Source organism: Kitasatospora sp. NPDC002040, assembly GCF_040296785.1.
GTDB lineage: Bacteria > Actinomycetota > Actinomycetes > Streptomycetales > Streptomycetaceae > Kitasatospora.
Window position 1 is genome coordinate 1,032,979 of sequence record NZ_JBEOXV010000002.1, and the last position, 16,879, is coordinate 1,049,857.

Annotated in this window: 14 protein-coding genes; all 14 read right to left on the reverse strand. The window is 72.7% G+C overall.

What is annotated here, in order from left to right; translation table 11 throughout:
- Nucleotides 1-35 precede the first annotated feature (35 nt).
- On the reverse strand, nucleotides 36-1,268 hold the full coding sequence (cobA, locus tag ABT118_RS09980) for a uroporphyrinogen-III C-methyltransferase (RefSeq protein WP_350646233.1): 1,233 nt from the start codon (nucleotides 1,266-1,268) through the stop codon (nucleotides 36-38).
- Between the two features lie 103 nt (nucleotides 1,269-1,371).
- The gene (cobT, locus tag ABT118_RS09985; protein WP_350646234.1) at nucleotides 1,372-4,578 is read right to left on the reverse strand and encodes a nicotinate-nucleotide--dimethylbenzimidazole phosphoribosyltransferase; all 3,207 of its coding nucleotides are present in this window, start codon (nucleotides 4,576-4,578) and stop codon (nucleotides 1,372-1,374) included.
- 440 nt (nucleotides 4,579-5,018) lie between these two features.
- Nucleotides 5,019-6,278 (reverse strand): precorrin-6y C5,15-methyltransferase (decarboxylating) subunit CbiE, encoded by a 1,260-nt coding sequence (cbiE, locus tag ABT118_RS09990; RefSeq protein ID WP_350646235.1) that lies wholly within the window; start codon nucleotides 6,276-6,278, stop codon nucleotides 5,019-5,021.
- A 178-nt stretch (nucleotides 6,279-6,456) separates the two neighbouring features.
- The gene (locus ABT118_RS09995; protein ID WP_350646236.1) at nucleotides 6,457-7,059 is read right to left on the reverse strand and encodes a GNAT family N-acetyltransferase; all 603 of its coding nucleotides are present in this window, start codon (nucleotides 7,057-7,059) and stop codon (nucleotides 6,457-6,459) included.
- A gap of 136 nt (nucleotides 7,060-7,195) precedes the next feature.
- The gene (locus ABT118_RS10000) at nucleotides 7,196-8,020 is read right to left on the reverse strand and encodes a MetQ/NlpA family ABC transporter substrate-binding protein (protein WP_350646237.1); all 825 of its coding nucleotides are present in this window, start codon (nucleotides 8,018-8,020) and stop codon (nucleotides 7,196-7,198) included.
- A 100-nt stretch (nucleotides 8,021-8,120) separates the two neighbouring features.
- Nucleotides 8,121-8,858: a methionine ABC transporter permease gene (locus ABT118_RS10005; RefSeq protein ID WP_350646238.1), complete on the reverse strand. Its 738-nt coding sequence runs from the start codon at nucleotides 8,856-8,858 to the stop codon at nucleotides 8,121-8,123.
- Nucleotides 8,855-9,880, reverse strand: a complete 1,026-nt coding sequence (locus tag ABT118_RS10010; RefSeq protein WP_350646239.1) for a methionine ABC transporter ATP-binding protein — start codon at nucleotides 9,878-9,880, stop codon at nucleotides 8,855-8,857. Before ABT118_RS10010 ends, ABT118_RS10005 begins: the two co-directional genes overlap by 4 nt.
- 398 nt (nucleotides 9,881-10,278) lie before the next feature.
- The gene (locus ABT118_RS10015) at nucleotides 10,279-10,773 is read right to left on the reverse strand and encodes a GNAT family N-acetyltransferase (RefSeq protein WP_350646240.1); all 495 of its coding nucleotides are present in this window, start codon (nucleotides 10,771-10,773) and stop codon (nucleotides 10,279-10,281) included.
- Nucleotides 10,774-11,047: 274 nt separating this feature from the next.
- Nucleotides 11,048-11,335, reverse strand: coding sequence for a sigma-70 RNA polymerase sigma factor region 4 domain-containing protein (locus tag ABT118_RS10020; RefSeq protein ID WP_350646241.1), 288 nt, complete (start codon nucleotides 11,333-11,335; stop codon nucleotides 11,048-11,050).
- A 54-nt stretch (nucleotides 11,336-11,389) separates the two neighbouring features.
- Entirely contained in the window at nucleotides 11,390-12,814 is a 1,425-nt protein-coding gene (gene argH / locus ABT118_RS10025; protein ID WP_350646242.1) for an argininosuccinate lyase, read from the reverse strand.
- Between the two features lie 78 nt (nucleotides 12,815-12,892).
- On the reverse strand, nucleotides 12,893-14,086 hold the full coding sequence (locus ABT118_RS10030) for an argininosuccinate synthase (RefSeq protein ID WP_350646243.1): 1,194 nt from the start codon (nucleotides 14,084-14,086) through the stop codon (nucleotides 12,893-12,895).
- Nucleotides 14,087-14,182: 96 nt separating this feature from the next.
- The gene (locus ABT118_RS10035) at nucleotides 14,183-14,731 is read right to left on the reverse strand and encodes an arginine repressor (RefSeq protein ID WP_057241209.1); all 549 of its coding nucleotides are present in this window, start codon (nucleotides 14,729-14,731) and stop codon (nucleotides 14,183-14,185) included.
- Between the two features lie 24 nt (nucleotides 14,732-14,755).
- Nucleotides 14,756-15,949: an acetylornithine transaminase gene (locus ABT118_RS10040; RefSeq protein ID WP_350646244.1), complete on the reverse strand. Its 1,194-nt coding sequence runs from the start codon at nucleotides 15,947-15,949 to the stop codon at nucleotides 14,756-14,758.
- Nucleotides 15,946-16,878: an acetylglutamate kinase gene (argB, locus tag ABT118_RS10045; RefSeq protein ID WP_350646245.1), complete on the reverse strand. Its 933-nt coding sequence runs from the start codon at nucleotides 16,876-16,878 to the stop codon at nucleotides 15,946-15,948. Before argB ends, ABT118_RS10040 begins: the two co-directional genes overlap by 4 nt.
- Between the last annotated feature and the right edge of the window lies 1 nt (nucleotide 16,879).

The following is a 16,879-nucleotide window of genomic DNA, read 5'->3' on the forward strand; positions in this document are numbered from 1 at the left end:
GGGCCCGGCCGCGGCCCGAGCGGCGCTGAGAGGCGCTAGCCGAGGACGTGCACCACGTCGCCGATGACGATCACGGCCGGGGGCTTGATGCCTTCGGCCGTCACCACGGCGCCGACCGTGGCGAGGGTGGCGTCGACCCGGCGCTGGGCGGCCGTGGTGCCCTCCTGGACCACCGCGACCGGGGTGTCGGACGGACGGCCGTGCTCGACCAGCTTGGCGGCGATCGCGCCGATCTTGTCGACCGCCATCAGCAGCACCAGGGTGCCGGTCATCCGGGCGGCCGCCTCCCAGTTGGTCAGCGAGCGCTCGTCCGGGCCGACGTGGCCGGAGATGACGGTGAACTCGTGCGTCATGCCCCGGTGGGTGACCGGGATGCCGACGGCGGCCGGGACGCTGATCGAGCTGGAGATGCCGGGCACCACGGTGACCGGGATGCCCGCCTCGACGCAGGCCAGCAGCTCCTCGCCGCCGCGCCCGAAGACGTACGGGTCGCCGCCCTTGAGCCGGACCACGAACTTGCCCGCCTTGGCGTGGTCGATCAGGGTCTGGTTGATCGCCTCCTGGGCCATGTAGCGGCCGTACGGGATCTTGGAGGCGTCGATCACCTCGACGTGCGGCGGCAGTTCGGCCAGCAGCTCGCGCGGGGCCAGCCGGTCGGCGACCACCACGTCGGCGTCGGCGAGCAGGCGGCGGCCGCGCACGGTGATCAGGTCCGGGTCGCCGGGGCCGCCGCCGACCAGCGCAACGCCCGCACCCCGGGCGCGGAACTGACGGGTCGCCAGTGAGCCGTCCCGCAGGCCCTCGACGATGGCGTTGCGCAGCGCGGCGGAGTGCCGGGGGTCGCCGGTCAGCACCGAGACGGTGGCACCGCCGTCGCGGCCGGAGGCCGGGGTCCAGGCGGTGGCGGCCGAGGCGTCGTCGCTGCGGGCGCAGAACACCCGCAGGCGCTCGGCCTCGGCGGAGACGGCGGTGTTGACGGCCGGGTCGTCGGTGGCGACCAGGACGTACCAGGTGTCGGCCAGGTCGCCCTCGGCGTAGCCGCGGCGGTGCCAGGTCAGCTCGCCGGCGTCGGCCATCGCCTGGACGGCCGGGGTGGTGGCGGGCGATATCAGCTGGATGTCCGCGCCGGCCGCGATCAGCGCGGGGAGGCGGCGCTGGGCGACCTGGCCGCCGCCGACCACGACGACCCGTCGGCCGGTCAGCAGCAGCCCGACGGGGTAGGGGGTGCGGCCCTCGGTGCTGGGGTGGGGGTTGGGCGCGGTGGTCATCGGTGGTGCTCCTGGGGGCAGGGAGGAGAGGGTTTTACGGTGGTGCGCAACGCTCCCCCGCACCGGCGCGCCCTCGGGCCGGTGCGGGGGTCCTGCTGAAACGTCAGTTCTTCTCCGTCACGCCGGCGGAGTCGAAGGTGGCTACATCGTGCATCGCCCGGGCCGCACTCTGCACCAGCGGGAGGGCCAACAGCGCACCGGTGCCCTCGCCGAGGCGCAGGTCGAGGTCGATCAGCGGACGCAGGCCGAGCTTGGCCAGCGCGGCCTGGTGGCCGGGCTCGGCGGAGCGGTGCCCGGCGATGCAGGCGGCCAGGACCTCGGGGGCGATGGCCTTGGCGACCAGCGCGGCCGAACCGGCGATCACCCCGTCCAGGATCACCGGCGTGCGCAGCGAGGCGGCGCCGAGCAGGAAGCCGGCGATCGCGGCGTGCTCCAGACCGCCGACGGCGGCGAGTACGCCGATCGGGTCGGCCGGGTCCGGCTGGTGCAGCGTCAGGGCGCGGCGGATGACGTCGATCTTGCGGGCGTGCGTCTCGTCGTCGATGCCGGTGCCCCGGCCGGTCACCTCGGCCGGGTCCAGGCCCGCGAAGACCGAGATCAGGGCGGCGGAGGCGGTGGTGTTGGCGATGCCCATGTCGCCGGTGATCAGCACCTTGTTGCCGGCCGCGACCAGGTCGCGGGCGGTCTCGATGCCGACCTCGACCGCCTTCAGCGCCTCGTCCCGGCTCATCGCCGGACCCTGCGTCATGTCGTCGGTGCCGGGCTTGACCTTGCGCGGCAGCAGGCCGGTGGTGCGGCCCTGCTGGATCGGCTCGGGCAGCTCGGCCGCGACGCCGACGTCGACCACGCAGACCTCGGCCCCGACCTGGGCGGCGAAGGCGTTGACCACCGCTCCCCCGGCCAGGAAGTTGGCCACCATCTGGGCGGTGACCTCCTGCGGCCACGGGGTGACGCCCTGGGCGTGCACGCCGTGGTCGCCCGCGAAGATCGCCACGCAGCCGGGCTCCGGGATCGGCGGCGGGCACTTCCGCGACAGGCCGCTCAGCTGGGCCGCGATGATCTCCAGCATGCCGAGCGAACCGGCCGGCTTGGTCATCCGCTTCTGCCGGTCCCACGCCTCGCCGAGCGCCTTGGCGTCCAGCGGGCGGATGCCGCGCAGGGTGTCGGCGAGCAGGCTGGACGGCTCCTCGCCGGGCAGCGCGCGGTTGCCGTACTGCTCCTCGTGCACCACCCAGGAGAGCGGGCGCTTCTTGGCCCAGCCCTGCTGCTGGAGCTCGGGCTCCTCGGGGAAGGAGTCCACGTACCCGACGCAGAGGTACGCGACCACGTCCAGGTGCTCGGGCAACCCGAGCTCGCGGACCATCTCCTCCTCATCGAAGAAGCTCACCCAGCCGACGCCCAGGCCCTCGGCGCGGGCGGCCAGCCAGAGGTTCTCCACGGCCAGAGCGGCCGAGTACGGGGCCATCTGCGGCTGGGTGTGCCGGCCCAGGGTGTGCCGGCCGCCACGGGTGCGGTCGGCGGTGACCACGATGTTCACCGGGGTCTCGAGGATGGCCTCGATCTTGATTTCCTTGAACTGCTTGGCCCGGGCCTTGGGCAGCGAGTCGGCGTACGCCTCGCGCTGGCGCTCCGCCAGTTCGTGCATCCGGCGGCGGGTCTTGGCCGAGCGGATCACCACGAAGTCCCACGGCTGCGAGTAGCCGACGCTGGGGGCGGTGTGGGCGGCCTCCAGGACCCGGATCAGCACCTCGTGCGGGATCGCGTCCGGGCGGAAGCCGTTGCGGATGTCGCGGCGCTCGCGGATCACCTGGTGCACCGCGTCCCGGCCGGCCTCGTCGTAGCCGGGGGCGGCGGGCGGGCGCTCGACGGCGTCGGGCTCGGGCTCGGGTTCGGGCTGCACTGCGGCCACGGGCTCGGGCTCGACCTCGGCCGGGACCTCGGGCGCCTGGGGGGCCTCGACGGGCTCGGGCACCGCGACGGACTCGGGCTCGGGCTCCGGTACGGCTTCGGCTTCGGGCTGAGCGACCGTCAGCTCGGGCTCGGCCTCGGGCGCGACCTCGGCCTCCGGCGACTCCTGGAGCTGCACCGGGAAGGTCGCCGGGGTCAGCTCGCCGCTGACCGTCTCGGCGGCCGGGACGGCCTCGGGACGGGGCTCGGCCTCGACGGTCGGCAGACCGTGCGGGGCCGGGGCGGCCAGGAACGCGGAGATCCGGCCCGGCTGGCGGGCCGGGGCGGCGGCCTGAGCCGGGATGGCGACGGGCTCGGGCACCTCCTCGACCGTGACCGGCTCGGCCGGCTCGGCCACCACGACCGGCTCGACCACGACGGCGACGGGCTCGGCCGCCACCGGCTCGACGGCCACCGGCTCGACGGCGACGGGCAGCTCGACCACGGGCTCGGGCACGGGCTCCACCACGGGGGCCTCGACCTCGACCGCGACCGCGACCGGTACCTCGACGGCGACCGGCTCGGCCACGACGGGCAGCTCGACCACCGGCACCGGCTCGGGCTGGACCTCGACCGGCGCCACGACGACAGGGACCGCAACCGGCTCGGCCACGACCGGGGCGGGGGCCTCGACCACCGGGACCGGCTCGGGCTGGACCTCGACCGGCGCCACGACGGGGGCCTCGGCCACGGGCGACGCCACGACAGGAGCGGGCACCGGCACGGGCACGGGAACAGGCACGGGAACAGGAACCGCTACGGGCGCAGGCACCGGCACGATCGGCACGCCGTACGCCGGGGTGCCCCCCGAGGGCCCCCGGTCGGCGAGGGAGCGGACCGGCACGTGGCCGGTCATCAGTGAGGGGTCCGGGATCGGCGGCCCGGCGTGCAGCGGGCGGCGCGGCGGCTGAGGGGCCGTCAGCTGCTCGCGGGGCTGGGCGGGCTGCCCGAGGGTCTCCGGGACGGGCTGAGCAACCGGTTCTGCAACCACCGGCGGGACGCCCAGGACGGGCGGGGTGAGCGGCGGCCAGGACGGTTCGACCGGCTGCCCGGCCGGGGCGGCGAGCGGCTCCTCGACCGTGCGCAGGGTCATGGTCTCGGCGATCGGGGCGGCGAAGGGCTCGTTCACCACGACCGTCTCGACCGCCCCGTGGACGGCCGCGTCGCCCCAGGACACCTGCGGGCCCGGCATCAGCAGGACGTCCTCGTCCTCGTCCAGCCCGTCGGGCTGGTCCAGGAAGGTGTAGGCCGGGTGGGGTTCGGCACCCGGCGCCAGGACGCCCTCCGGGCGGCCGAGCGGGTCGGCGCCGCCGAGCAGGTGCTCGGGCAGGCCCTCGCTGGGAACGTGGCCGCCATCGGTCATGTCAAAGCTCCTTCCGGGCGCTGCCGCACCCTTGGCGCGGTGATCGCCGACCGCCGCGCCCAACTCCGCTCGGGGCGGGCCGTGCTCCCGCCCGTTCATCCGTCCGTCCACCGGCCCGGCGTCCGCCGTGCCGTGCTCCGGACCGGGCGCCGCCCGTGGGAGGGGTGGCACACCATCAGAAACAACGACAGCCCGGGACAACCGGCACGACCGCACCGGGCCCGATGGCATTCTTCCGGCCCGACCCGCTTCGCGTCGAATGTCAGCGACCGCTCCGGCCTGTGGGTTCCGCCACGTCAGAAAGGTGGCAGACAGGACGAACTGGACACGAACCGTCGATCGCATGCGCGCTCGAACGGCTCACCCTACCGGCCATCCGCGATCGACTTCCGAACCGGTGTCCGAATCACGCCGGTCCGGCCGGTCCGGTGGAAGGCCCGTCAGGAGCCCTGTTCGCCCCAGAGCACCAGGCTCTGCTCCCCCGGCCCGAGCCCCAGGCCGGCCGCGCCGGAGCGGCCGGGGCCGAGCGGCGCGGACTGCAGCAGTGCGCCGTCCACCCGGTAGCCCGCGCCCGCGATGGCGGCCCGGATCTCCTCCGCCTCGCCCAGCGAGTGCGCGACCGCGACCAGCCGCTCGGGGCGGCGGTCCAGCACCGCCCTGACCACCTCGGCGCCGCCCGACTCCACCACCACCGCGTCCGGTTCCGGCAGGCCGCCCAGCACCTCGGGGCCGACCCCGTGCACCACCTCGACCTCGACCCCGTACCGGCGGGCGTTCACGGCGATCTGCGCGCAGGCCGAGCGGGACGCCTCGACCGCGACCACCGCCGCACCGAAACGTCCGATCTCCACCGCCAGCGCACCGCTGCCCGCACCGACCGCCCAGAGCAGCTCGCCGGGCACCGGTCCGAGCCGGGCCAGCGCCAGCGCGCGGACGTGCGGGGGCAGCGCGGAACCCTGGCCGCCCGCCGCTCCCGCGCTCCGCTCCGTACCCGCGTACGCCTCGGCCTCCAGCGCCCAGCCCCGGTCCGGGCCCGGGAAGCCGAGCGGGCGGCCCGCGAGCCAGCCGGCCGTCTCGGCCGGTGCGTGGTTGGGACCGGGGCCGCCGATCACCAGCACCACCGCCGGATCGCGCCAGTCGTGGTCGGGCACCCGGTCCGAGGTCAGTACGGTGACGTCCTCCTCGGGGGTGCCGAGCGCCTCGCAGACCACGAAGGTGCGGTGCACCCCGCGGAGCATCAGGGCGAGCTCGCTCGGCCCCGCGCCGGCGGTGGTGAGCACCGCGACCTTGGGGTACGCCCGGCAGACGTTGGCCGCCCGCCGCAGCCGCCCGCCGTGCGCGCTGACCACCTGGGCGTCCTCCCAGGGCATGCCGGCGCGGGCGAAGGCGGCGGCCACCGAGGAGACCCCGGGCAGTACTTCGAGTTCGAGGCCGTACTCGGGGCGGCGCAGCTCGCGGACCACCCCGAACCAGCCCGGGTCGCCCTCGGCCACCACCACGGCGGCGCCCCGGTGCTCGGTGATCCGGCGCGCGGCCTGCTGCACGCTCCCCAGCACGACCCGCTCCGCGCCGGGCGGGACCGGCAGCGCGGCCAGTTGGAAGGGCGCCCCGGCGACCAGGGTCGCGCCCGCGAGTGCCGAGGCGGCCGCCTCGGTCAGTGGTGTGCCGTCCCACCCGATGACCGTGATCCGGTCCGCCATCTACCGCTGCTCCCTCGGCTCCCGACGGCCGATCGGCCGGTCACGCTGCGAGGCTACCCGCTCGCACAGCCGTCCGGCCGCCCAACGCTCCGCTGCGTCGGTCCCCGGTGCGGGGAACGGCGGCGCCGGGCTCGGGAACGTTCAACGTCCGTACCGGGTCCGGCACTTTCGGATGGCGCTAACGCTCGGCCGAGAAGTGCAGCTCACGGGGTCCGACCGGTTCGAGGTCCTCGGGGAGCAGGCTCCACAGGATCAGGTCGGTCCGGCTCTCCTCGCCGTCGCGCACTATCCAGGCGCTGCGCAGCACCCCTTCGCTGATGCAGCCGAGTTTCTGGGCCACCTGCTGGCCGGCGGTGTTGCCGGCGGCGGTGCGCAGTTCGAGCCGGAGGAAGTCGCGGTCCTCGAACAGCCACTGGGCCACCCCGTTCACCGCCTCGGGGGCGTAGCCCTCGCCGCGGGCCCAGGCGGCGGTCACGCAGGTGGCCTCGGTGGAGCGCAACCGCCAGTCGGTGCAGCGCAGTTCGACCACGCCGACGACCCGCTGGGTGAGGTGCTCGGTGACGGCGAAAACGATTCCTCGGCCCTCCGCCCGGCGGGCCGGGGCCAGTTCCCGGATCCACTCCAGCGCGTGGCCCTCGGTGAAGGGCTGCGGGATGGCGGTCCAGGCGTGCACCTGCTCGTCGGCCATCATGGCCACCAGGCTGGGCGCGTCCGTCTCCGCGAGAGGGCGCAGCATCAGCCGCTCGGTGCTGATCGCGGTCTCGGGGAAGCTCGCTGCCATCCGTCTCTCTCCTCGCCGGGTCGTGTACTTCACGGTACGCCCCGCCCTGCTCGGGCCGTGACACGGTACCGGCAAACGGCACGACGGCACCCCCGCCCAGGGGCGGGGGTGCCGTCACGGACCGTCAGGACCCGGCTCAGAAGGCCGGGATGACCGAGCCCTTGAAGGTGGTGTTGATGTAGTCCTTCACCTTGTCGGAGTGCAGCAGCTCGGCGAGCTTCTTCACCCGGGGGTCGTTCTCCTTGCCCTTCTTCACGGCCAGGATGTTGGCGTACGGGTTGCCGGCGGCCTTCTCCAGCAGGATGGCGTCGGTCGAGGGGTTGAGGCCCGAGTCGAGCGCGTAGTTGCCGTTGATGACGGCGGCGTCGAGGTCGCCGAGCGAGCGCGGGAGCTGGGCGGCGTCCAGCTCCTTCCACTTGAGGTTCTTCGGGTTGCTGGTCACGTCGGCCGGGGTGGCGGCGGTGCCGACGCCGTCCTTCAGCTTGATGACGTCGTTGTCGGCCAGCAGCTTCAGCGCCCGGCCCTCGTTGGTGGCGTCGTTGGGCAGGCCCACGGTGGCGCCGTTGGCGAGCTCGCCGGCGGACTTCACCTTCTTGGAGTACAGGCCGAGCGGCTCCAGGTGCACGGTCTCGACCGAGACGATCTCGGTGCCGTGCTTCTTGTTGAAGTCCTCGAGGTACGGCACGTGCTGGAAGTAGTTCGCGTCGGCCGAGCCGTCCTGGACGGCGGTGTTGGGGGTCACGTAGTCGGTGACCACCTTGACGTCGAGCTTGAGCCCGGCCGCGTCGGCCAGGTTCTTCTTGACGAAGTCCAGGATCTGCGCGTGCGGGGTCGGGCTCGCGATCACCTTGAGCGGCGCGTCCGCGCTGGAGCCGGACGAGGAGTCGCTGCCGCAGGCGGTCAGGGACAGGGCGAGCCCGGCGGTGGCGATGACGCTGGTGAACTTCAGGACGTTACGCACGAAAAGTGCCTTTCTCCATGGAACGGACGGCCGGTCGGACGGTTTCTGACGGTCCGGCGGCCAGGTCTCGCGGTCGGCCCGGTCGGGGCCGGCCACGTGGTCAGTGCGGAAGGACGAGTTCCTCGTCCTTCTCGGAGGGGGTGTCGCGCGGGCGCAGCAGCCGGGTCTTTCCACCGGAGCCGCCCCGGTCGGCCAGCCGGCGGACGATCAGGTCGCCGATCAGCTGGATCGCCATCACGATGATCACCAGCTCGGCGACGATCACCCACATGAAGGTGGTCTCGAACCGCTGGTAGCCGTAGTTGACCGCGAGGGTGCCGAGCCCGCCGCCGCCGACCGTGCCGGCCATCGCGGAGAAGCCGATCAGCGCGATGACCGTGGTCACCGTCGAGGAGACCAGGGCGGGCAGCGACTCGGGGAGCATCACCTTGCGGACGCTGGTCCAGGTGCCGCCGCCCATCGCGTGCACGGCCTCCAGCAGCCCGCCGTCCACCTCGCGGACCGAGGTCTCCACCAGCCGGGCGAAGAACGGGATCGCGCCGATGGTCAGCGGCACGGTGGCCGCCTCCCAGCCGATGGTGGTGCTGGTCAGGGCCTTGGTGAAGCCCTGCAGGGCGACCATCAGGATGATGAACGGCAGCGAGCGGCCGACGTTCACCACGGTGCCGAGCACCCGGTTGACCGGGATGTTCTGCAGCGCGCCGCCCCGGTCGGTGAGCACCAGCAGCAGGCCGAGCGGGAGGCCGAGCAGCACGGTGCAGACCGAGGCCACGCCGACCATCTGGAAGGTCTCCACCGTGGCGGGCTTCATCAGTTCGAGCATTTCGTCCCAGGTCATGCCGCTGCCCCGTCCGTCGCGTCCAGCACGTCCACCTGCAGGCCCTGCTCGCGCAGCAGGCCGATCGGCACCACGTTGTCCTGGTGCCCGCCGGGCAGCTCGACCCGCATCCGGCCGACCATCCGGCCCGCGATGGTCTCGACCGCGGCGCCCAGGATGTTGATGTCGATCTGGTAGGTCCGGGCCAGCTGGGAGACGAACGGGCGGGCCGAGGTGTCGCCCTGGAAGGTGATCTCCAGCACGGTGTTGCCGGGGTGGCCCTGGCCGAACTCGCCCAGCGGGAACAGCTCCCGGGCCAGCTCGGACCTCTCGGTGGCGAGCAGCTCGGTCAGCTTCCCGGCCTCGACCACCCGGCCGCCGCGCATCAGGGCGGCGGAGTCGCAGACGGACTTGATCACGTCCATCTCGTGGGTGATCAGCAGCACGGTCAGGCCGAGCTGCCGGTTGAGGTCGCGCAGCAGGGCCAGGATGGAACGGGTGGTCTCCGGGTCGAGTGCCGAGGTGGCCTCGTCCGAGAGCAGCACCTTGGGGTCGCCGGCCAGCGCCCGGGCGATGCCGACCCGCTGCTTCTGGCCGCCGGAGAGCTGGCTCGGGTAGGTGCGGGCCTTGTCGGCCAGGCCGACCAGCTCCAGCAGTTCGCCGGCCTTGCGGCGGCGCTGGGTGCGGTCCAGGCCGATGATCTCCAGCGGGAGTTCGACGTTCTCCTGGACGGTGCGCGAGGCGAGCAGGTTGAAGTGCTGGAACACCATGCCGATCCGGCGGCGGGCGTCGCGCAGGTCGCGGCCGGCCCGGTTCTCGGTGCCGGGCAGCGCGGTGAGGTCGACGCCGTCCACGGTGACCGTGCCGGAGCTGGGGCGCTCCAGCATGTTGACGCAGCGGATCAGGGTGGACTTGCCGGCGCCGCTGGTGCCGACGACTCCGTAGACCTCGCCCTCGCGCACGTGCAGGTCCACCCCGGCCAGGGCGGTGACCTCGCGGCCTCGGGTTCGGTAGACCTTGGTCAGGTCCTTGGTGGTGATCACGGCTGCTTCCGTTGGTCGGGGGCGGACGACGGCGTGCGGAGGCGCACCGCTGATGGTGGGTCAGGTCCGGCCATGGTTCGATCGTGGCCGCGGAACGGCCCGGGCGCGCGTGGGCATGGCCCTTACGGGTCAGTGCGAGGGGCGCGGCGAGAACGGGGCGAAGGCCCTCAGGAACGACACATTCGACAACAACACATGCGTCGCTCACCTGCCGGCGTGGCGCCGGTGGGGATGCAGGTCGTCGTCGTGGTCATGGGCAAAAGTAAATCAGACATATGGACACGGTCCCAATTATCAGGAACTCCGGTCCGAAATGCGGACACGACACAGCCGTACCAAGCCCGAACGGCGCCCGACCGGTCATCAGGTCGGGCGCCGTCCGGGTTGCGGCCCCGGGGTCAGGCCGCGGCGGCGACCGCGACCTGCTTCTCCAGGGTGACGATGCTCAGGCTGCGGCTGACCTCGCGGACGCCGGTCTGCCGGTAGCCGTGCCGGGCGTACAGGCGCAGGTTGCCCAGGCTGCGGTGGCCGGTGAAGAGCTCGAACGAGCTGACCGGGTACTCGGCGCTCAGCTGGCGCTCCACCGCCTCCAGCAGCCGGCCGCCGAGGCCGTGCCGCTGCATCCGGGGGTGCACCACCAGGCGGTGGACGTGCGCGGTGCCCTCGCGGTCGACCGAGCCGCGGACGGTGCCGACGATCTCGTCGCCGAGCCGGGCGACCAGGACGTGGCGCTCGGCCAGTTCGGCCCGCAGGTTCTCCAGGGTCTGGGTCAGGGGCTCGATCGCCCAGTCGCCGTACAGTTCGGCTTCGGACTGGTAGCCGAGGTACTGGAGCTTGAGGATCTGCTCCGCGTCCTCTTCGTTCGCCACCGAGATGTTCACGCTCATGCCCATGTGCGGGGGCCTCCCCATCGTTAGTTCCCGGTGCACGGGGTGAGGGTGGCGCACCGGTTGCCCTGCGAAGGATTCCCGGCCGGGGATCGGCCCTGACCGGGGGTGGCGCAGTCGTGCCCGGGCTGTCCCCCGGGCCGGATCTGTCGCACGCCCAGTATCCGGCCGCTTGAGGGACCGTCAAGGGCACGTTCGCCACCGCTCTACCCACTCGTCCGCCCCCGGCAACCTTCCGGCCGCCGGACGTGGTGAGCATCACTCCGGCAGCACCGGGGCGTCACTGCGGCCGCTCGTTGTGCAGGAGGGCGCGCAGACAGGCGAGACAGCGCGAACGCGTCGGTCCGATGCTGCCCTGCGGGAGGCCGAGCCGCTCGGCGAGTTGGCGGTACGTCAGCTCCGGGGCCTCGGCCAGCGCCGTCATCAGTTCGGGGCAGCGGCCCGGCAGCCGGGCCAGCGCGCGGCGCACCGCGCGCTCCCTGGCGGCGGTCAGCACCTGCTCCTCGACGGACGGGACCACCCAGTCCGTTCGGGTGAGGACGGGGCGCAGTTCGGCGTAACGGATCACGTACGGGAGAACGACGAAGGGGCGCCCGAGGGCGCCCCTTCGACCGGGTGGACGTCAGCCCTGGACCCACTCCTGCTGGACCGCCAGGTCGGCCTTCAGCTCGGCCAGCTGGGTCGCGACGGCGGACGGGGCGGTGCCGCCCCGGCCGTTCCGGGAGCCGATCGAGCCGTGCACCATGAGCACCGAGCGGACCTCGGGGGTCAGGTGGGCGGAGATCTCGGCGAACTGCTGGTCGGTCAGGTCGGAGAGCTCGATGCCCAGGCCCTCGCAGACCTTGACGCAGGCGCCCGCCACCTCGTGCGCGACCCGGAACGGGACGTTCTGCCGGACCAGCCACTCGGCGATGTCGGTGGCCAGCGAGAAACCGGCCGGGGCCAGCTCCTCCAGCCGGTCCCGGTGGACCGTCAGGGTGGCCATCATGCCGGTGAAGGCGGGCAGCAGGACCTCGAGGGTGTCACAGGAGTCGAAGACCGGCTCCTTGTCCTCTTGGAGGTCCCGGTTGTAGGCCAGCGGGAGCGCCTTGAGGGTGGCCAGCAGGCCGGTCAGGTTGCCGATCAGGCGGCCGGACTTGCCCCGGGCCAGCTCGGCGATGTCCGGGTTCTTCTTCTGCGGCATGATCGAGGAGCCGGTGGAGAAGGCGTCGTGCAGCGTGATGAAGCCGAACTCCTTGGTGTTCCAGATGATCACCTCTTCGGCGATCCGGGACAGGTTGATCCCGATCATCGCGGTGACGAAGGCGAACTCGGCCACGAAGTCCCGCGAGGCGGTGCCGTCGATCGAGTTGCCGACCGAGCCGCGCTCGAAGCCCAGCTCGGCGGCGACCGCCTCCGGGTCCAGGCCGAGCGAGGAGCCGGCCAGCGCACCGGAGCCGTACGGGGAGACGGCGGTGCGGGTGTCCCACTGGCGCAGCCGCTCGGCGTCCCGGCCGAGGGCCTGCACGTGCGCGAGGACGTGGTGGGCGAACAGCACCGGCTGGGCGTGCTGGAGGTGGGTGCGGCCCGGCATCGCGGTGTCGGGGTGCGCCTCGGCCAGGCCGACCAGGGCGTGCTGGAGGTCCAGCACCAGACCGCCGATGATCTTCGCGTGGTCCCGCAGGTACATCCGGAACAGGGTGGCGATCTGGTCGTTCCGCGACCGGCCGGCCCGCAGCTTGCCGCCCAGGTCGGGGCCGAGCCGCTCCAGCAGGCCGCGCTCCAGCGCGGTGTGCACGTCCTCGTCGGCGACCGTGCCGGTGAAGGCGCCTGACGCCACGTCGGCCAGCAGCGCGTCCAGCCCGCCGAGCATGCCGGCCAGCTCCTCCTCGCTGAGCAGCCCGGCCTGGTGCAGCACCCGGGCGTGCGCCTTGGAGCCGGCGATGTCGTACGGGGCCAGCCGCCAGTCGAAGTGGACCGAGGCGGAGAGCTTGGCCAGCGCCTCGGAGGGGCCGTCGGCGAAGCGCGCGCCCCAGAGGCGGACGTCTGCGTTCTGATCGGCGGTCATCGCGTGGGCTCCTTCATACGGGTTCGGGTAGTACGGTGCCCCGGCTGCCCAGGGCAGCCGGGGCTTTCACTGCGTGGCTCAGGCCAGGTCGCGGCGGGCCGCGATCTTCGACGACATTCCGAAGATCTCGATGAAGCCCTTGGACATCGACTGGTCGAAGGTGTCGCCGGTGTCGTAGGTGGCGAGGTTGAAGTCGTACAGCGACTGGTCCGACTTGCGGCCGTTGACCACGGCGCGGCCGCCGTGCAGGACCATCCGGATCTCGCCGGAGACGACCTGGTTGGCCTCGTTCAGGAAGCCGTCCAGCGCGCGCTTGAGCGGGGAGAACCACAGGCCGTCGTAGACCAGCTCGGCCCAGCGCTGCTCGACCTGCCGCTTGTAGCGGGCCAGCTCGCGCTCGACCGTGACGTTCTCCAGCGCCTGGTGCGCGGTGATCAGCGCGATCGCGCCGGGGGCCTCGTAGATCTCCCGGGACTTGATGCCGACCAGGCGGTCCTCAACCATGTCGAGCCGACCGACGCCCTGGGCACCGGCGCGCTTGTTGAGCTCCTCGATCGCCTGCAGCACCGAGACCTTGCGGCCGTCGATGGCCACCGGGACGCCGGCCTCGAAGGTGATGACGACCTCGTCCGCCTCACGCGGGGTGGCCGGGTTCTGGGTGTACTCGTAGACGTCCTCGATCGGGGCGTTCCAGATGTCCTCCAGGAAGCCGGTCTCGACCGCGCGCCCGAAGACGTTCTGGTCGATCGAGTACGGGTTCTTCTTGGTGGTGACGATCGGGAGGTTCTTCGCCTCGGCGAAGGCGATCGCCTTGTCCCGGGTCATCGCGTAGTCGCGGACCGGGGCGATGCACTTCAGCTCGGGGGCCAGCGACTGGATGCCGACCTCGAACCGGACCTGGTCGTTGCCCTTGCCGGTGCAGCCGTGGGCGACCGTGGTGGCGCCGTGCTTCTTGGCGGCGGCGACCAGGTGCTTGACGATGGCCGGCCGGGACAGCGCCGAGACCAGCGGGTACTGGCCCTGGTAGAGGGCGTTGGCCTTGAGGGCCGGCAGGCAGTACTCGTCCGCGAACTCGTCGCGGGCGTCGGCGACCTCGGCCGCGACGGCGCCGCAGTCCAGCGCGCGCTGACGGATCGCGTCCAGGTCCTCGCCGCCCTGGCCGACGTCGACGGCGACGGCGATGACCTCGGCGCCCGTCTCCTCGGCGATCCAGCCGATGCAGACGGACGTGTCCAGACCGCCCGAGTAGGCGAGTACGACGCGCTCGGTCACGGCTTTCTCCTTCACAACAGTGCGAACAGGGTTACGACGACAGGCATAAGTATGCACTAGTCCGTATGAAATTCAAAACATGGTGCGGTGGTACCGCTACTGCGCCTTGGCCTGGGCCAGCTGCATCAGGTGGTCGGCCAGGGCCTGGCCGCCGAACGGGTCACGGCTGATCAACAGCACCGTGTCGTCACCGGCGATGGTGCCGATGATCTCGAACACCTCGGCCTGGTCGATCGCCGAGGCGAGGAACTGCGCCGCGCCCGGCGGCGTGCGGAGCACCACCAGGTTGCCGGAGGCGGTGGCCGAGACCATCAGCTCGCCGGCCAGCCGGGCCATCCGGCCCTCGGTGGCGGACTCCCCCATCGGGGCGCGCGGGGTGCGGTCGCCGCCCTCGGCCGGGACGGCGTAGATGAGCGCGCCGTCCCGGTTCCGGATCTTCACCGCGCCCAGCTCGTCCAGGTCCCGCGACAGGGTGGCCTGGGTGACCACCAGTCCGTCGTCGGCGAGCAGCTTGGCCAGCTGGCTCTGCGAACGGACGGGCTGACGGGTCAACAGGTCCACGATCCGCCGGTGCCGGGCGGTGCGGGTCTGCGGGACCTGCGATGTCGGCCCGGCGGCGGGCTGGTCGGGGTTGGGTGCGGTCATGTCGAGGATTCTCCCGGAGGTCGCTCAGACGTTCGCGTCGGGGGCGACGCTGTTCAGGATCTCCGGCAGAGCGGCCAGGAAGCGGTCGGCCTCCTGCTCGGTGAGCACCAGCGGGGGCACCAGCCGGACGGCGTCCGGCACGGCGGCGTTGACCAGGAAACCGGCCTGCTGGGCGGCGGCCTGGACCTTCGCCGCGACCGGCGCGGTGAGCACGATGCCCAGCAGCAGGCCCGCGCCCCGGACGTGGTCGACCAGCGGGGAGCCGATCGCCTCGATCCCGGCCCGGAGCTGCTCGCCGACCTTCTGCACGTGCTCCAGCAGCCCGTCCGCGGCGATGGTGTCGAGCACCGCCAGACCGGCCGCCGCCACCACCGGGTTGCCCCCGAAGGTGGTGCCGTGGTGGCCCGCGTGGAACAGCTCGGCCGCCGCGCCGAAGGCCACCGTGGCACCGATCGGCAGACCGCCGCCGAGGCCCTTGGCCAGCGTCACCACGTCCGGCTCGACGCCCTCGTACGCCTGGTGGGCGAACCAGTGCCCGGTCCGGCCGACGCCGGTCTGGATCTCGTCCAGCACCAGCAGGGTGCCGGTGGCCCGGGTGATCTCCCGAGCCGCCGTCAGATAGCCCTCGGGCAGCGGGATCGCGCCGTTCTCGCCCTGGATCGGCTCCAGGAAGACGGCGGCGGTCTCGGTGGTGACGGCCGCCCGGAGCGCCTCGATGTCGCCGAACGGGACGTACGTGACGTCACCGGGCAGCGGCACGAACGGGGTCTGCTTGGCCGGCTGGGCGGTGAGCGACAGCGCGCCCATGGTCCGGCCGTGGAAGGCGCCCTGGAGCGAGACCAGGTGCGTCCGGCCGGTCAGCCGACTGATCTTGAAGGCGGCCTCGTTGGCCTCGGCGCCGGAGTTGCAGAAGAACACCCGGCCGTCGGGGCGTCCGAACAGCTCCAGCAGCCGCTCGGCCAGCCGGACGGTCGGCTCGGCGATGAACAGGTTGGAGACGTGGCCGAGCCGGCCGATCTGCGCGGTCACCGCCTCCACGACGGCCGGGTGGGCGGTGCCGAGCGCGTTGACCGCGATCCCGCCGACCAGGTCCAGGTACTCGTTGCCGTCCGCGTCCCAGAAGGTCGAGCCGGCGCCGCGCACCAGCGGGATCCGGGGCGTGCCGTAGTTGTCCATCAGCGTGTGCTGCCACCGCTGGGTGAGCTGATCGTTCGTCATGCCAGGCCCCCCAGGACCGTTGCTTCGTCGTCCGGCACGACCATGGTGCCGATGCCCTCGTCGGTGAAGATCTCCAGCAGCAGGCTGTGCTGCACCCGGCCGTCCAGCACGCGGGCGGTGCCCACGCCGGAGCGGACCGCGTTCAGACAGCCCTCCATCTTGGGCAGCATGCCGCTGGCCAGGGTGGGCAGTATGGCCTCCAGCTCGGTGGTGCCGAGCTGGCTGATCACGTCGTCCGAGTTCGGCCAGTCGGCGTACAGGCCCTCGACGTCGGTCAGCACCACCAGCATCTCCGCGCCGAGCGCGACCGCCAGGGCGGAGGCGGCGGTGTCCGCGTTGATGTTGTAGACGTGGCCGTCGGTGCCGCGCGCGATCGAGGAGATGACCGGGATCCGGCCGTCCGCGATCAGCGCCTTGACCGCGCCCGCCTCGACGTTGACGATGTCGCCGACCAGGCCGATGTCGACCTGCTCGCCGTCCACCACGGCGTAGCGCTTGACCGCCGTCATGGTGTGCGCGTCCTCGCCGGTCATGCCGACCGCCCACGGGCCGTGCTCGTTCAGCAGGCCGACCAGCTCGCGCTGGACCTGGCCCGCCAGCACCATCCGGACCACGTCCATGGTCTCGGGCGTGGTGACCCGCAGGCCGTTGGTGAACGAGGACTCCAGGCCGAGCTTGCTCAGCTGCTCGCTGATCTGCGGGCCACCGCCGTGCACCACGACCGGGTGCAGGCCGGCGTAGCGGAGGAAGACCACGTCCTGGGCGAAGGCGGCCTTGAGACACTCGTCCACCATGGCGTTGCCGCCGAACTTGATCACCACGGTCTTGCCGTGGAAGCGCTCCAGCCAGGGCAGCGCCTCGATCAGGGTCCGCGCCTTGGGCAACGCGGTGTTGTTACGGGCCTGTTCGCCCTTGGGTGCGATCTTCACG

Excerpts from the sequence above, each read along its gene's own strand:
- ABT118_RS09995 (WP_350646236.1), bottom strand. The coding sequence starts at position 7,059 with ATGGCAGCGAGCTTCCCCGAGACCGCGATCAGCACCGAGCGGCTGATG.
- ABT118_RS10005 (WP_350646238.1), bottom strand. The coding sequence starts at position 8,858 with ATGACCTGGGACGAAATGCTCGAACTGATGAAGCCCGCCACGGTGGAG.
- argH (WP_350646242.1), bottom strand. The coding sequence starts at position 12,814 with ATGACCGCCGATCAGAACGCAGACGTCCGCCTCTGGGGCGCGCGCTTC.
- ABT118_RS10015 (WP_350646240.1), bottom strand. The coding sequence starts at position 10,773 with ATGGGCATGAGCGTGAACATCTCGGTGGCGAACGAAGAGGACGCGGAG.
- cobA (WP_350646233.1), bottom strand. The coding sequence starts at position 1,268 with ATGACCACCGCGCCCAACCCCCACCCCAGCACCGAGGGCCGCACCCCC.
- cobT (WP_350646234.1), bottom strand. The coding sequence starts at position 4,578 with ATGACCGATGGCGGCCACGTTCCCAGCGAGGGCCTGCCCGAGCACCTG.
- cbiE (WP_350646235.1), bottom strand. The coding sequence starts at position 6,278 with ATGGCGGACCGGATCACGGTCATCGGGTGGGACGGCACACCACTGACC.
- ABT118_RS10035 (WP_057241209.1), bottom strand. The coding sequence starts at position 14,731 with ATGACCGCACCCAACCCCGACCAGCCCGCCGCCGGGCCGACATCGCAG.
- ABT118_RS10040 (WP_350646244.1), bottom strand. The coding sequence starts at position 15,949 with ATGACGAACGATCAGCTCACCCAGCGGTGGCAGCACACGCTGATGGAC.